This is a genomic window from Amycolatopsis sp. FDAARGOS 1241 (assembly GCF_016889705.1).
In the GTDB taxonomy this organism is placed as follows: domain Bacteria; phylum Actinomycetota; class Actinomycetes; order Mycobacteriales; family Pseudonocardiaceae; genus Amycolatopsis.
The window spans coordinates 6,124,764-6,140,158 of sequence record NZ_CP069526.1 but is presented as its reverse complement, the minus strand read 5'-3'; the positions used below and the strand labels follow the sequence as shown (position 1 = coordinate 6,140,158).

Annotated in this window: 13 protein-coding genes and 1 pseudogene; 13 read left to right on the top strand and 1 reads right to left on the bottom strand. The window is 71.4% G+C overall.

The window, feature by feature from the left end; genetic code table 11:
• Nucleotides 1-366: 366 nt before the first annotated feature.
• The 6 genes and pseudogenes from I6J71_RS49960 to I6J71_RS30135 all read left to right on the top strand — a co-directional run bounded on the left by I6J71_RS49960 (nt 367) and on the right by I6J71_RS30135 (nt 6,661).
• A pseudogene (locus I6J71_RS49960) lies at nt 367-1,890 on the top strand (sugar ABC transporter ATP-binding protein).
• Nucleotides 1,887-3,239 (top strand): ABC transporter permease, encoded by a 1,353-nt coding sequence (locus tag I6J71_RS49080; RefSeq protein WP_239154003.1) that lies wholly within the window; start codon nt 1,887-1,889, stop codon nt 3,237-3,239. The pseudogene I6J71_RS49960 and the gene I6J71_RS49080 overlap by 4 nt, the downstream one beginning before the upstream one ends.
• Nucleotides 3,194-3,766, top strand: coding sequence for a substrate-binding domain-containing protein (locus I6J71_RS49075; protein WP_239154002.1), 573 nt, complete (start codon nt 3,194-3,196; stop codon nt 3,764-3,766). Before I6J71_RS49080 ends, I6J71_RS49075 begins: the two co-directional genes overlap by 46 nt.
• Nucleotides 3,736-3,894, top strand: a complete 159-nt coding sequence (locus tag I6J71_RS49070) for a hypothetical protein (protein WP_239154001.1) — start codon at nt 3,736-3,738, stop codon at nt 3,892-3,894. Before I6J71_RS49075 ends, I6J71_RS49070 begins: the two co-directional genes overlap by 31 nt.
• Before the next feature lie 30 nt (nt 3,895-3,924).
• Nucleotides 3,925-5,349, top strand: a complete 1,425-nt coding sequence (locus tag I6J71_RS30140; RefSeq protein ID WP_204089961.1) for an L-fucose/L-arabinose isomerase family protein — start codon at nt 3,925-3,927, stop codon at nt 5,347-5,349.
• 898 nt (nt 5,350-6,247) lie between these two features.
• Nucleotides 6,248-6,661, top strand: a complete 414-nt coding sequence (locus I6J71_RS30135) for an SsgA family sporulation/cell division regulator (protein WP_204089960.1) — start codon at nt 6,248-6,250, stop codon at nt 6,659-6,661.
• 60 nt (nt 6,662-6,721) lie between these two features.
• On the opposite strand, the gene I6J71_RS30130 is transcribed toward I6J71_RS30135, so the two are convergent.
• The gene (locus tag I6J71_RS30130; RefSeq protein ID WP_204089959.1) at nt 6,722-7,942 is read right to left on the bottom strand and encodes an MFS transporter; all 1,221 of its coding nucleotides are present in this window, start codon (nt 7,940-7,942) and stop codon (nt 6,722-6,724) included.
• Nucleotides 7,943-8,023: 81 nt separating this feature from the next.
• On the opposite strand from I6J71_RS30130, the gene I6J71_RS30125 reads away from it, so the two are divergent.
• The 7 genes from I6J71_RS30125 (at nt 8,024) to I6J71_RS30095 (ending at nt 15,098) form a co-directional block, all read left to right on the top strand.
• Nucleotides 8,024-9,427, top strand: coding sequence for a PLP-dependent aminotransferase family protein (locus I6J71_RS30125; RefSeq protein ID WP_204089958.1), 1,404 nt, complete (start codon nt 8,024-8,026; stop codon nt 9,425-9,427).
• Between the two features lie 99 nt (nt 9,428-9,526).
• Nucleotides 9,527-9,895 carry an STAS domain-containing protein gene (locus tag I6J71_RS30120; protein WP_204089957.1) on the top strand — a complete coding sequence of 123 codons (369 nt, stop codon included), beginning with the start codon at nt 9,527-9,529 and terminating at the stop codon, nt 9,893-9,895.
• A 39-nt stretch (nt 9,896-9,934) separates the two neighbouring features.
• Nucleotides 9,935-10,774, top strand: coding sequence for an aldo/keto reductase (locus I6J71_RS30115; RefSeq protein WP_204089956.1), 840 nt, complete (start codon nt 9,935-9,937; stop codon nt 10,772-10,774).
• 71 nt (nt 10,775-10,845) lie between these two features.
• Nucleotides 10,846-11,304: a hypothetical protein gene (locus I6J71_RS30110; protein ID WP_204089955.1), complete on the top strand. Its 459-nt coding sequence runs from the start codon at nt 10,846-10,848 to the stop codon at nt 11,302-11,304.
• Nucleotides 11,305-11,365: 61 nt separating this feature from the next.
• Entirely contained in the window at nt 11,366-12,868 is a 1,503-nt protein-coding gene (locus I6J71_RS30105) for a CYTH and CHAD domain-containing protein (protein ID WP_204089954.1), read from the top strand.
• Nucleotides 12,869-12,939: 71 nt separating this feature from the next.
• Complete coding sequence (locus I6J71_RS30100) at nt 12,940-14,049, top strand: glycosyltransferase family 4 protein (protein ID WP_239154000.1); 1,110 nt, start codon at nt 12,940-12,942, stop codon at nt 14,047-14,049.
• The gene (locus tag I6J71_RS30095; RefSeq protein WP_204089953.1) at nt 14,049-15,098 is read left to right on the top strand and encodes a lysylphosphatidylglycerol synthase transmembrane domain-containing protein; all 1,050 of its coding nucleotides are present in this window, start codon (nt 14,049-14,051) and stop codon (nt 15,096-15,098) included. The genes I6J71_RS30100 and I6J71_RS30095 overlap by 1 nt, the downstream gene beginning before the upstream one ends.
• Nucleotides 15,099-15,395: the final 297 nt, after the last annotated feature.

Here is a 15,395-nt window from a genome sequence, read left to right as displayed (position 1 = left end):
GACGGTACGGGGTCAACGGCGAGGTGAGGGCGAGAGTGCGGAGAGTGGTGGCGGGGTGTCATCTGTTGTTCAAGTTCGAGCTTGTCTGTCGTTGTGCGGGGCCGGTGCACAGCGCCCGGGTGCGTGTGACGACAGCCCGGCACCTGATGTTGTCCACTTCGCACCACTGTCGGCTCGGTGATCTCGAGACAGGCCGCGAGTCCTGCTCCACTCAGCCCACCGGGATACCCCGCAATAGCGGGTCGGACCGCTGCGATAATCCGATTTTGAGCAGTTTCCGCCACTTGTCCAGCGACCCTTGACACCCGCTGCGACCTGCCCTTACCTTCGCTGGTAATCGATTTCTCATACGTCGGGAACGAGGGGATGGGCGACGACGGCGTCGCGCTGGTCGAGCTGGCCGGCGTCAGCAAGTCCTACGGCGGGGTGCGTGCGGTTCGCTCGGTGGATTTCACCGTGTGGGCGGGGGAGGTGCATGCCCTGCTCGGGGAGAACGGGGCGGGCAAGCCCACCCTGATGAAGGTTCTCTCCGGAGAGGTCGCCGCCGAGGAGGGGGCGATCCGGATCGGTGGGGAGCCGGTCCGGTTCGCCCGCCCGGCCGACGCGCAGCGCGCGGGGATCGCCATGATCCACCAGGAGCTGGACCTCGTGCCGGCGCTTTCGGTGGCGGAGAACGTGTTCCTGGGGCGCGAACCGCAACGCCGTACGGGGTGCTGGACCGCAAGCACATGGTCAGGAGAACACGAGAGCTCCTCGAACGGTCCGGTGTGGACCTCGACGCCACCGCACCCGCCGAGCGATTGCGTACCGGCGAACAACAACTGGTGTCCATCGCCAAAGCGTTGTCCCTGAACGCACGCATCCTGATCATGGACGAACCGACATCGGCGCTTTCACCACGGGAGGTTCAGCGGCTGTTCGGTGTGATCGATCAGCTGCGCGCCGCTGGGGTGGCGGTGGTCTACATCTCCCACCGCATGGAGGAAATCGGACGCGTCGCGGACCGGGCTACGGTGCTGCGCAACGGCGAAGTCGTGGCCGTTCGCGGCGTGTGAGCTGACGGCCGCGCAAGCCGCCGATGCGATGGTGGGTCGGCCGGTACAGCAGACGTTCAAGACCGACACTAAACCGTCCGATGACGATCACGTGTTGGAAGCCGAACAACTCGTCCTCGCGCCCAGTGCGGGCCGGCGCGAGCCCGCCGGGATCAGCCTCCGGGTCGGGGCGGGCGAGATCGTCGGCGTCGCCGGGTTGCTCGGCTCCGGACGCACGGAACTGCTCGAAGCCCTTTACGGCGCATCCGCACCGACCATCACCGCCGGCACGATCCGGCTCAACGGGCAGGAGTACCGGCCCCGGTCCCCGCGCGACGCGCTCCGCAACGGCGTCGCGTTCGTCCCCGAGGACCGCCGGATCTCCGGGCTCGCGCCGGACCACTCGATCCTCGCCAACACCGTCCTGTCCGTGGTGGTCGCGCTGGCTCGCTTCGGCATCGTCCCCGCCGCCCGGGAACGCGACACCGCGCGCGGCTCGGCCGAACGGCTGGGCGTCAAGCTGCACGCATTGGCCGACCCCGTCGGCGCGCTGTCCGGTGGCAATCAGCAAAAGGTGGTTCTCGGACGCGCATTGCTCACCAAACCCCACTTGTTGCTGCTCGACGAACCGACGCGGGGAGTGGACGTCGGCGCGAAGGCCGAGATCTACCGGCTTCTGGGAGAAATCGCACGCACCGGTGTCGGAATCTTGCTGGCGTCGTCCGAACCCGCGGAGCTGGTCGGCGTGTACGACCGCGTCGTCGTGCCGCGGGGTGGGCAGATGGTGCACGAACTGGACACCGCGCTCGCCGGAGAAGGGGAGTTGCTGACCGCATCGATGGGAGATGTCCCGTGAGCGGGCGCACGGTGCGTGCCGCGCTGTTCCGGTTCCAGAGCGTATTCGGACTGGTCGTGGTGTTCGCCGCGGCGATCGTGTTCTCGCCCTCGACCAACGGCGAGCTCATGTTCCTCAACAGCGAGAACCTGTTCAACGTCGTGCGCGCGATCTCCGAGATCGGCATCATCGCCGTCGGCATTACGCTGGTGATCCTCATCGGCGGCATCGACCTGTCCGTCGGGTCCGTCGTCGGTCTCGCGAGCGTCGGCATCGCCGAACTGCTCACCACGAACGACTGGGCGCTCGTGCCCGCCGTCGTCGCGATTCTCGGCCTCGGCCTCGGTTTCGGCCTGGTGCAAGGGATCGCGAGCGCACGGTTCCGGATCCAGTCGTTCATCGTCACGCTCGCCGGCATGCAGATCGCGCGCGGCCTCGCGCGCATGCGGTCCGGCGGCGAGGGCGTGTCCATCACCTACGGCGATGGTCCCGGCCAGGCACCCGTGCCGTTCTCGCTGCTGGGGGGGCGGACGTTCAACGGCACCGTGCCGATCCCCACGCTGGTCCTCGTCGTGGTCGCCGCGCTCGCCATGGTGCTGTTGCGCGTGAGCGCGTTCTCCCGGCACATCTATGCGATCGGCGGCAACGAAAAGGCCGCGCGCCTGTCCGGTGTGCCGGTGGTTCGGGTGAAAGTACTGGTGTTCGGCATCTGCGGGCTGCTCGCCGCACTCGCGGGCATCGTCCACGCGGGACAGCTCAACTTCGGCGACCCCAACGACGGCAACGGCTACGAGCTCAACGCGATCGCCGCCGTGGTCATCGGCGGCACGAGCCTCTCGGGCGGCCGCGGTTCCGTGCTCGGCACGGTCGCGGGCGCTCTGCTCGTCGGCGTGCTCGACAACATCCTCCAGCTCGACAACATCGACTCGAACGTGCAACTGATCGTGGTCGGCGTGGTGATCGTGTTCGCCGCGGTTCGCAGCGCCTGCGCCCGGGCCGGACGCCGACCGCGACCTGAGCGTCGGCAGGGAAAGGGGAGCTCATGTCCACCACCACTCGCCGCGGGCTGGTGCTCGCGGCCGCGGGCGTCGCCCTCGTCGCGACGGCCTGCGGCACCACGCACGAGAACGCGCCCGGCGGATCGGCCGGCGCCGCACCCGCCACACAGACGGCGTGCAAGGACCGGGCGGGAAGTACACGATCGGCATGAGCCAGGCGAACCTCGGCGAGCCCTACCGCGTGCGGATGGACGACGACATCCGCAAGGCGGCCGCGGCGGTGCCGCAGTTCACCGTCCACTTCGCCGACCCGGCACTCGAAGCAGGTGGAGCAGGTCAGCACGTTTCTCACGCAGAAGATCGACCTGCTGATCATCAGCCCCAACGACGCTACGCCGCTCACCGGTGTCGTGAAGAAGGCCTACGGCCAGGGCATCCCCGTGCTGGTGCTCGACCGCAAGGTCGACGGCGACGGGGACACGTCGTTCATCGGTGCCGACAACGTGGACATCGGCCGCCAGGCGGGGCAGTTCTTCAAGGCGCACCTGCTGCCCCAGGGCGGCAAGATCGTGCAGCTGAAGGGCCTGGCCGGCTCGACACCGGCGAAGGAGCGCGCCGACGGGTTCGCCGAGGGCATCGCCGGGTCGGGCATCACGATCGTCGGTTCGGCCGACGCCGACTGGCTGCGCGACGAGGCCCAGCAGCAGGCCGACGCGCTGCTCAAGGCGCACCGGACGCGCAGGCGATCTTCTCCGAGAACGCCCCGATGGCAGAAGGCGCGCGGCTCGCCGCGCAGAACGCGGGCAAGGCGACGCTGCCGATCGTCGGCATCGAGGGGCGGCCCGTGCCGGAGGGCGGCATCAAAGCCGTGGAGGCGGAGCGGCTGTCCGCCACGTTGATCTACCCGACGGGCGGCGCGGAAGCCGTTGCGGCGGCGAAGAAGCTGCTGATCGACTGCGGGACTTTGCCGAAGACGCAGACGCTCCGGACGCGCCGGATCACGAAGGACAACGCGACGCAGGTCTAGGCCGAGCTCCCAGGGGTGAAGGGGGCGTTCATGACACGCATCGGGGTCATCGCCATCTCCGACGGACGCGACCACGTGCACCGGCGCAACACCGGGTTCATCAGGTCCAAAGTGGATGATTTCGCCGCCGCGCTCACGGCCGCGGGCCACGACGTGATCAGTGGCGGGCTCGTCGCCACCAACACCACGGCCACAGCGGCCGCGCGGTCCGTGGCCGCCGCGTCGGTGGACGTGACGGTTTTCTCCTACGCCGGGTGGAGTTTCCCCCACTTCACGATGCTCGCGGCCGACGCGACGACCTCGCCGCTGCTGCTCGTCGCGTCGACGGATCCGACGGAGCCGGGGCTCGTCGGGATGCTCGCCGCGGGCGGCGCGCTCGACCAGATCGGCCACCGCCACACGCGGCTGTGGGGCGCGCCGGACGACGCCGCGCTGATCGAGGATGTCGGGGTGCACGCCCGCGCGGGCGCCACCGTCGGCTCGCTGCGGGGCTCGACGTTCGGGCGGTTCGGCGGACGCCCGATGGGGATGAACACGGCCGTCGCCAACACGGACCAGTGGATGCGGAAGTTCGGGGTGGACGTCGAGGAGATCGACCAGTACGAGCTCGTGCTGCGCGCCGAGAAGGCCGATCCGGGGGAAGCGGCCGCCGGGCGCGAGTGGTTCGAACGGCACGCGACCGTGCACTACGACGGGGTGAAACTCACGCCCGAACTGCTGGAGCGGCAGATCCGCGCGTACCTCGCGGTTCGCGACCTCGCCGCCGAGCGGCACCTGCACTTCTCCGGCATCAAGGCCCAGCCGGAGCTCACGGAGAACTTCGCGACCATGGACGTGGCGGAGGCGCTGCTCAACGACCCCTACGACTGGACCGGGCCGAAGGCCGTGCACGTCACCGCCACCGAGGCGGACATGGACGGCGCGCTGACCATGCAGCTCATGCACCGCATCACGGGCACGCCGGTGCTCTTCGCGGACGTCCGCCACCACCATCCCGACCGCGACGTGTGGGATCTGTGCAACTCCGGCCAGCACGCCACGTGGTTCGTCGCCCGCAGCGACGACCCAGCCGACAACCTCGCCAAAGTCCACCTGCACCCGGAGGTGTTCTTCTTCCCGGCCGGCGGGGCTTCCGTCGCGCATTTCGCCGCACCCGGCCACATGACACTGGCCCGCCTCACCCGCCGCGACGGCGCCTACCGCCTCCAGCCGGTGCTCGGCGACTTCGAGTGCTACGACGACGCGACGAACGCCGCGCTCGCCGCCTGGTCCACCCCCGAATGGCCGCACGCGTTCGCCCGCCTCGACGTGCCGGCCGCGACTTTCCTCGTGAAGTTCGGCGCGAACCACATCCACCCAGTACCGGGGGACCGCCGCCGCGAACTGCGGGTGGCAGCTGAGTCGCTGGACGTGCGCGTGGAGGAGTGGACGCGGGAGCCGGCGCCGAGCCGCTGATCACCACGGCTGTCCGACGCTTCACGGTCACCCACGGCTCCGCCTCGGCCACCTCCCCCCAGCGGGGTCTGGACCGGCGGCGAGCCTGGACGCGGCGGTGGTCTGTTCCAGTGCCGGCCGGCACGAGAGTGGTCATCGTGAGCGGCGCGAGCCGGCCCGCGGTCATCGTGCGCAGTGCGGGATGTGGCGCGGTCTGTACCGGCCCAAGTGGCCCGACCATGTCGACAGGCACCGCGTCTCTCACGGCCGGCAGCGCCGACATGGCGGTCGGTGCCGGTGGTGTGGGGTTTTTGGGGGACTTTTGTGTCGGTGGCGGGTGGGTGTGGTGGCGGTTCGGCTGGCGTTGATCGGTGCGGGTGGTGTTGGGCGCGGTGGAGGTCTGCACCGGTGGCGCGGACTGGCGTGGTGGCGATCGACTGGCGCCGGCCGGCGCGAGGCCGGGCTGGGTGGACGGTGCGAATTGGCCGGGCTGCAATCGGTACGGACAGTGCGCGGCCGCCACGAGGGAGTAGCGGGCCGGGCTGACGGGGGTGACCGAGCACACCGCCGGCAGCGACGCCCGAGGCCGGCGCGTCGAAGTTCTGGACGGTGCGATGCCCGTAGCCGCCCGGCCCGCGGAAGCGGCGAGTGCGCAGCGGCCGGCGCCGCGAGTGGGGCAGCCGGGGCGGCGGGTGTTCGGCGAGGGTGGGCGCGGCCTGAGGGATACGGCAGGCGGCCCTCATCGATTGAGTGGCGACTCATACCGATGAGTGAGCAGATGAGACGTCCGTCTCCACCAAAGGGGTGAAAGATCGCTTGTCGGGCAGCTCGTAGTCTTACGGGGCGTTACTCATAGAGGAACATTCACGTTGAGCCGTGAGTCCTTACGCACCACGATGACCATCGAGGAGGTACCGCCATGGGCACCGAGCCCCCCGTCGTTCGCGCGACGATCGTCTTCGGGCTGCGCACGTTCGGGAGCGTTCCGCTGCCGGTGCGTGCTGACCTCGAGTACGACCCGTCGGACCCGTACGCCATCTCCGTCGGCTACCACGCCGGCACCGGCGTGGTCCGCTGGCTCTTCGGCCGCGACCTGCTCGCCGACGGCCTCATCGCGCCCGCCGGAGACGGCGACGTGCGAGTGCGCCCGGCCGCCGACGACGCCCGCGTGGTCGTCGAGTTGAACGCCCCGGACGGCTCCGCCGTGCTGGAAGCCCCGGCCGACGAGCTGGCCGACTTCCTGGACCGCACCTACGACGAGGTCCCGGCCGGTGACGAGGCTCTCTGGTTCGACTTCGATCTGGAACTCGAGAAGCTCGCCCTGCGCGACTGACCCGCCCGGACGCGTGCAACCGAAGCGCCTGGCCTAGCGCGACAAGGCTGAGCCCGCCTGTCAGCTCCGCCGCCCGGCCCACCGGACGGCGGGACCCATCGCCCACCCGGCAGCCACGAACACCGCTCCCACGAGCAGCCAGCCGGGTGTGCCCCACTGCACTACCACAGTGCTGAGCAGCGCCGGGCCCGCCATGCGGGCCACCGAAGTGCCGGTGCCGAAGAAGCCCTGGTACTGGCCCTGTCTCGAGGCGGGCGCGAGGCCGAACCCGATCTCCCACGTGCCGGCCGACTGCAGCATCTCGCCGAGCACCTGCAGCAGCGCCCCGGCCACGAGCACCGCGACGGCCACCCAAGCCGACGAACCCGCGGCCGACAGCGCGAACGCTCCGCATGACGCCGCCAGCAGCACCCCGGACTGCCGGACCAGGCGGGAAGCCGAGTGAAGCCCCGTCACGCGCGTTGCCACGCGCACCTGACCGAGCACGACCACGACGGTGTTGAGCACGAACAGTGCCGACACCGTCCACTCGGGAGCCGCCGTCCGCGAGACGATCCACAGTGGAATCGCCACGCTGAGCAAGGGCATGCGCAGCAACAGGATCGCGTTGAGCAGTGTCACGAGCACGTACGGCCGGTCGCGCAGCACGGCGGTGGCCGAGCCCTTCCCGCGTGCCGCCGGCGCCGGCGCCACGACCGGCAACAGGCGCAGCAGCACGGCGGACACCAGGAATGTCACGGCGTCGAGCGAAAAGGCCGCGACGTAGGCGCCGGACGTACCGGCCAGGAGGGCCAGACCACCGAGCCCCGCGCCGATCGCCAGCCCCGCGTTGCCCGCCGATTGCAGGTGCGCCCGGATCCGCGTGCGCTGCCGCGGCTCGGCGTGTGCGGCCAGCAACGCCGGGCGCACCGCGGTCAGGCCGCACTGGCCGGTGGCGTAGCAGCACGCGGCCGGCGCGAACGTCCACGCCGAACCCACGACGAGGAAGGACCCGACCGCCAGCGCGGTGGCGACGGACAGCAGCACGCCCGCGCCCCGGGCGCCGCGCCGGTCGGCGAGGTGCCCGAGGGGCACGCCGGCGACGGACCCGACGGCCCACCCCAGCGTGAGGGCGAGCCCGACCTGGCCGGCAGTGAGCCCCACGACACGCGTGAAGTACAGCACCGAGCACGTGAGGAACGCGCCGTCGCCCAGTGAGGCGGCCAGCTGTGCGGCCGCGAGCAGGCGGCCGGGCCGCGCGGTGGACCCGGCGCCGGTCACCGGCCGCTCGATCGTCGTCATGACCTGACGCTAATAGAGCTTTTGGCCCTGCACCAGAGCCAATTATCGACAAATCTATTGGGCCAATATAACGTCGGCCGAGTGGACTTCCACGTGACGCTTGCCGGCCGCGGCGACCTCGGCACGCGCATCTACCGCGAGTTGCGCGACGCGATCCTCGACGGCCGGCTGCGCTCCGGCGACCGCCTCCCGCCCACCCGCGAGCTGGCGACGCGCCTGTCCGTGTCCCGCAACACCGTCGCCGTCGCCTACGACCGGCTCACCGCTGACGGGTTCCTCACCGGCCGCGTCGGCTCCGGCACGTTCGTGGCCGCGGATCTGCCGTCGCGGCGCCGCCGGGCGGCGCCGGCCGGTGCCGCGATCCGGCCCCGCGAGGTCTGGCGAACGCTGCCGCCACTGGAGACCGCCGGCGAACCGCCCGAATACGACTTCCGGGTCGGCATCCCCGACGCGCGTCTCTTCCCGCTGCAGACGTGGCGCCGCCTGCTGTCCGCGGAACTCCGGGTCACCGGTTCCGCGCAGTACAGCCACCCCGCAGGGCACCCCGGCCTGCGCGCGGCCATCGCCCGGCACGTCGGCCTCTCGCGGTCCGTGCGCGCCGATGCCGAGGACGTGCTCGTGACGCAGGGCGCGCAGCAAGCTCTCCACCTGCTGTGCCGCGTGCTCCTCGCACCCGGCGACCGCGTGGCCGTGGAAGAACCCGGCTACCGCATCGCGCGCCTGTTGTTCCGTTCGCACGGCGCGGAAGTCACCGGCGTGCCCGTCGACCGCGAAGGCCTCCGGGTCGACGAGCTGCCTGCGCAGACGCGGCTGGTGTACGTGACGCCGTCACACCAGTTTCCGCTCGGCTCGCCGATGTCGCTCGCGCGCCGCTCGGCCCTGCTCGACTGGGCCGAGCGCGCCGGCGCCGTCGTGGTCGAAGACGACTACGACAGCGAGTTCCGCTTCTCCGACCGGCCGCTCGAACCGCTGCAGAGCCTCGACCGCGCCGGGCGGGTCGCCTACGTCGGGTCGTTCTCCAAAACACTGGTGCCCGCGCTGCGCGTGGGGTTTCTCATCGCGCCCCGGTCGTTGCGCGACGCGCTGCACCACGCCCGGCAGCTGGCCGACTGGCACGGCGACCCGGCCGCGCAAGCTGCCTTGGCGCGATTCCTGGACGAAGGCCTGTTCGCGCGGCACATCCGCAAAGCGACCCGCGAATACGCGGCCCGCCACGAGCGCATCACCGAACTGCTGCACGAGCGGTTCGCGGGGCTGCTCACCCTGGTGCCGTCGGCGGCCGGGCTGCACCTGTGTGCGTTGTCCGAAGTGGACGTGGAATCCGTTGCGGCGCGAGCGAACCGGGCCGGAGCCGGCGTGCAGACCCTGGCCGGGCTCTGCGGGGAGCCGGCACCGCGCGGGCTTGCCCTCGGCTACGGCTCGATCGCGCCGGAGAAGATCGAGCCCGGACTCGCCATGCTGAAGCGGGCGTTCGACGCGGGTTGACCTGACGGCGCAGTCGCGTACGGTCGGAGGCGTTGGCTGTTGTTCAGACACGTGCTCCGGTCAGCGCCCCAAAGCAGGTTCCTGCGAGAGGAGCGCACCATGAATAACCCGTTCTCCGCGGTCTCGGTACCGGCGGACCTGACAGTGACCACGACCGAACGACGCGGGGTCCGCGTACTCACCCCCGTGGGCGATGTCGACGCCGCCACCGCAACCGGTTTCACCGAGGCCCTCCTTGAGGCCGCCGAGGCCGGCGCGCCCCTGGTGGCGGACCTCTCCCGCGTCGAATTCCTCAGCTGCGCCGGGATCCGCGCCTTGTTCGCCGCGCGCGAGCGAGCCACGTCGTTCACCGTGGTGTGCGACGGGGTGCGCAGCGTCCGCCGCTGCCTCGAAGTGACCGGCGCCGACACCCTGCTCACCGTGCACTCCACCCTCTCCGGCGCGCTCGCGGCCGCGGCCGCCTCTTGATCGCGTTTCGCCCCTGGGGGCCTCGGGTAGGCCGGGACCATGACCGCTCACACGACGAACGTTCCCGGAATCGAGCTGAACAACGGCGTCACCATCCCGCAGTTCGGCTTCGGCGTTTTCCAGATCCCGCCGGAGGAGACCGCCGAAGCGGTGCGGACGGCGCTCGACGCGGGTTACCGCCACTTCGACACGGCGCAGATGTACCGCAACGAGGAAGGCGTCGGCGAGGGCATCAGGAGTTCCGGCGTACCGCGGGAAGAGGTCTTCGTCACGACCAAGCTCGCGAACGACGCGCACGGCCACGACAACGCGATCAACGCGCTGGAGGGTAGCCTGCGCCGGCTGGGACTCGACTACGTGGACCTCTACCTCATCCACTGGCCATTGCCCCACCAGGACAAGTACGTGAAGACCTGGGAAGGCTTCGAAGAACTCGCGCGCGCCGGCAAGGCGCGGTCGATCGGTGTGTCGAACTTCCAGCTCGAGCACCTCGAAGAGCTCGCCCGCACCACCGGCACGGTGCCGGCGGTGAACCAGGTCGAACTGCACCCGGCGTTGCAGCAGACGGAATTGCGCGCCTACCACCGCGCGCACGGCATCGCGACCGAGGCGTGGAGCCCGCTCGCGCAGGCCGAAGTGCTGTCGGACCCGGTGCTGACCGGGCTGGCGGAAAAGTACGGCAAGTCCGCCGCCCAGGTGGTGCTGCGCTGGCACCTCCAGCTCGGCAACATCGTCTTCCCGAAGTCGGCGACGCCTGCGCGCATCCGCGAAAACATCGACGTGTTCGACTTCGAACTCGACGACGCGGACGCCGACGCCATCGGCAAGCTCGACGCGGACCACCGCATCGGGCCTGACCCCGACACCTTCCGCGGCTGAACCTCAAGCGCCGTTTCCGCCCTCGACCAGGCGGGTAATCCTCGGGAAGAGGCCGGAAGGAGGGTGCCGGGATGAGCACGGAAGCGTACGTGTCGTTCCTCGCCATCGGAGTGGTGCTCGTTCTCATCGACGGGCAGATCATCTACCGCAGCGGACGCGGGTATCTCGAAAGTTCGTACGGCGACGCGGCTGCGAGCGCGTCCATGACCAGGCTCGTCACGGTGCTGTTCCACCTGGTGACGCTGGGCCTGCTGGCATTGCTTTCCACGATTCCCTTGGGGGCCAGCGATCTGCCGGGTGTCGTCGGCCGGATCGGCGTGCTCCTGCTGGTGCTGGCGATCGTGCACGCGGTCACGCTCGCCGTGCTGGGCCGCATCCGCGGCGAGCAGGTGGGCGAGGCCGTGGTGAACCGCAGGCTCTCGCGCCGGGAAGCCGAGCGACGAGCTGTGAACGTGACCACCACGGCGGTGCCGGCGCAGGAAGCGAGCTACCCGGACGTGAGCCCGCCGCTGGAACACCGCGCGCCGTGACCGCCTTTCCTGCCTCAGACTTTCGTCAGGGTGGCTGAGGAGTGACTGAGGAGTGGGTGGCATGGGGAAACCGGTGACCGAGCTCGAACGCGAGCGGAAGTACGAGATCGCGCCGGGCACCGCGGTGCCGCGGTTCAGCGGCGACGGGACAGTGCGAGGACAGGACGCGCCGGTCGAGCAGCAACTCGACGCGACGTACTACGACACCGAGGGGTTCGCGCTGGCCGCCGCGGGGATCACCCTGCGGCGGCGCCTCGGCGGCAGGGATGCAGGCTGGCACCTCAAGCTGCCGGTGGCGCAGGACACGCGTGAAGAGCTGCGCGAGCCGCTCGGCCCCCAGGACGGGCAGGTGCCCCGCGAGCTCCGGCAGCTGCTGCGGGCGTACACGCTGGAAGGCAAGCTGCTGCCGATGGCGCACCTGAAAACGGATCGGTTCTCACACGAGCTGAGTGACGCGGCGGGCAAGGTCGTGGCCACGGTGACCGACGACCACGTGACGGGTGAGGTCGGCGGCGAGACGGCCCGGCTGGACAGGTGGCGCGAGCTCGAGGTCGAGCTCGCGACCGGCGCGCCGGCCGAGCTGCTCGACGAACTGGAATCAACGCTCGCGGACGCGGGCGCGCGGGCGTCGGCCTGGCCGTCGAAGCTGCGCCGGCTCCTCGGGGACCGCATGCCGGCCTCGCCGTCGCCGGGGAAGCGGCCGGACGCGGGTGAGGTCGTGGGCGCCTACCTGCGTGGCCAGCTCGCGGCGCTGCGGCGGGCCGACGTGGGGGTGCGCCGCGACGTCGACGACTCCGTGCACCGGATGCGCGTGGCGTCCCGGAAGCTGCGGAGTGCCCTGCGAACCTTTTCGTCCATTGTGGACGACGAGCGCGTGGCGTCGGTCGCGGAGGAGCTGAAGTGGCTCGGCGGGGAGCTGGGGCCGGCGCGCGACAACGAGGTCACCGAGGCGCTGCTGCGGGACTGGTTCCTCGACGCGCCCGACGCCCTGGTCGCCGGGCCGGTCGAGCAATACCTCACGCGGCGGTTCTCCCGCGACGCCGTCGAACTGCGTGAGCGGGCGATGGCGGCGCTGGAGGGAGAGCGGTATCTGGCCTTGCTGCGCGAGCTGGACGCCGTCGTGGCCGAGGTGTCGAGCGTGCCGGGAGCCGCGCGGAAGGTGTTGCGCAAGCCGGTGCGGAAGGCGGAGAAGAAGCTGCGGAAGGCACATCGGGCGGCTGAGGGGAAGTCGGGAGCGGAGCTGGAACGCGCGTTGCACGACGTGCGGAAGAAGGCCAAGCGTGCCCGGTACGCGGCGGACGTGGTCCGGCCGGTGTACGGGACGAGGCTGCGCAAGTGGCGCAAGGGAGTGAAGCGCGTTCAGCAGGCGCTGGGCGAGCACCAGGACTGGGTGGTCGCGCGTCCGGTGGTCCTCCGGCTCGGCGTCGACGGGCGTGACGAAGGAGTCGGGTTCTCCTTCGGCGTGGTCTACGGCTCGGCTGAGGCGATCCTGTCGACGAAGCGCGAGGAGTTCGCGGCCCGGTGGGGCAAGCTGGCGAAGGGAAGTCGGCCGCGCTGGCTGTAGTTCTCGGAGCCGATTGAACCGACGGCCGCTCTCGTCCGTGTTGCTGGGTGAGAGTGGCTTGAGGAGGCACCGTGCGGAGTCAGCAGACGGGGGACGTGGTGGCGTTCGTGCTGCCCGGCAACGTCGACGACGTCACCGAGCCCAGCGGTGGCAACACCTACGACCGCCGGATGTGCGAGAGCCTGCCGGGCGTCGGGGTGCCCGTGCTGCAGGTGGCCGTGCACGGGTCGTGGCCCGAACCGGGCCCGACGGGCCGCGCGCGGCTGGCGCGCGCGCTCGCGGCGCTGCCGGACCACACGACCGTGCTGGTCGACGGCCTGGTCGCGTGCGGTGTGCCGGACGTGGTGGTGCCGCACGCGCGGCGGCTGCGGCTCGGCGTGCTCGTGCACCTGCCGCTGGCCGACGAGACGGGGCTCGATCCGGTGCACGCCGCGGAGCTGGACGCGTGCGAGCGCGCGACGCTGCGGGCGGTGCGCCAGGTCGTGGCCACGAGCCCGACGGCGGCGCGCGTCCTGGTCCGGCGTCACCGGCTTGCGCCGTCGACGGTCGAGGTGGTGGAGCCGGGCGTGGACCTGGCTCCACTGGCGTCGGGGACCGACGGGGTGTCGCGGCTGTTGTGCGTGGCCGCGGTGACGCCGCGCAAGGGCCAGGACGTGCTCGTCGAAGCGCTGGCACAGCTGCGCGACCTGCCGCTGACCGTGGACTTCGTCGGGTCGCTGACGCGCGCACCGGAGTACGTCGACGAACTGCGCTGGTCCGTCCGGCGGCTCGGGCTCGGTGACCGCGTGACCTTCAGCGGTCCGAAGGCCGGCGGCGAGCTCGACGCGGCGTATGACGGCGCGGACCTGGTGCTGCTGCCTTCCCACGCCGAGACCTACGGCATGGTCGTGACCGAAGCGCTGGCCCGGGGCATCCCCGTGGTGGCCAGTGACGTCGGCGGTGTGCCTGATGCGCTGGGCCGCTCGGCCGACGGCACCGTGCCCGGCCTGCTCGTCCCGTCCGGCGACGCCGGCGCGCTCGCCTCCGCACTGCGGCGCTGGGCGACCGATGCCGAGCTGCGCCGGGACCTGCGCACCGCCGCGCTCGGCCGCGGCAATGCCCTCGAAGAGTGGGACGGCGCCGCGCGCCGGCTCACGGAAGTCGTCGCCCGCTGGCGTTCCGTCCCGATCAAGGTGGCTTGATGCGTACGTTCTGGGTGTGGTTCCGGATCCTCGGTGGATTCGCGATCATCGGGGTGCTCGTGTGGCGCCTCGGCAGCGGTGCCTTCCTCGACGGCCTGCGGGTGCTCGGCCTCGCGCCGGTGCTCGCCGCGCTGGCGATCGGCGTGCTGACCACCGTCGTGAGCGCCTGGCGCTGGCGCGTGGTCGCCTCGCGGCTCGGCCTGCGCCTGCGGCTGCGTCGCGCAGTGGCCGACTACTACCGCGCCCAGTTCCTCAACGGCGTCCTGCCCGCCGGCATCCTCGGCGACGTCCACCGCGCGGTCGAGCACGGCCGCCAGTCCGGTGACGTCGCCCGTGGCGTGCGAGCGGTCGTGCTGGAACGCACGGCCGGGCAGGTCGTCGTGGTGGCCGCGGGGCTGGCCGTGCTGATCTTCCGGCCCACGGTCGTCCCGGGCTTCGCGCACGACGTGCTGACGGTGGCCGGCGCCGCCGTGCTGGTGGTGGCCGTCGCGGTCCTGACCACGGCCTCGGTGACGGGGGACCGCTGGCTGGTGAGTCCGTCGAAGTGGCGGCGCGCCTTCGCGGTGTCCATGGCCGACGTGCGGGCGGGGCTGCTCGGCCGGCGCACGTGGCCGCAGGTTTCGGCGCTGTCGCTGGTGGCCCTCGCGGGTCACCTCACGCTCTTCGTGGTGGCCGCCCGAGCGGCCGGCGCGACGGCCTCCCCGGCGACGCTCCTGCCGCTGCTCGTGCTCGCCCTGCTGGCCATGGGCCTGCCGATCAACATCGGCGGCTTCGGCCCGCGCGAGGGCGTCGCCGCGTTGGCCTTCGCCGCCGCCGGGCTCGGCGCGCAGCAGGGCGTGACGGTCGCCGTGGTGTACGGCTTGCTCGGCCTGGTCTCCACGCTGCCCGGCGGTGCGGTGCTGCTCACCCAGTGGCTGCGGTCCTTCCGCTGCCGTCCGGTCACGGCCGCCGCTGCGCCCTCCCTGCCTGTCGTCGACGTGGGGCCGGCTCGCGCGCTGCCAGCCCCGGCGCCGGCTTCGGTCGTGGTCGTCGCCGCAGCGGCGGCCTAGCGTCCGGCCGCCAGAACGCCGGTGACTTCGGGTGGCGAAGTCACCGCTTGGCTGCCGTCGCGGCTGCGGGATGGGTGGTCTCGCCGGGGTTCTTGTCCGTTTGCCACGGTGGCTGCGGTTCTCGCGCCGCCCGTCCCCGCGACGCCGTTACCGGTTGGCGCCGCGGCGGTGCCCGCCTTTCCACCGGTGGCCTGCCGTGTCAGCCGGGGCGCCGATCCGAGTCGCGGCGATGCCGCAGCCAGGCCGGCTGTCCGTCGGCCACGTGAGCGTCGTCCCGTTCGCGGCTACACGCTCGTT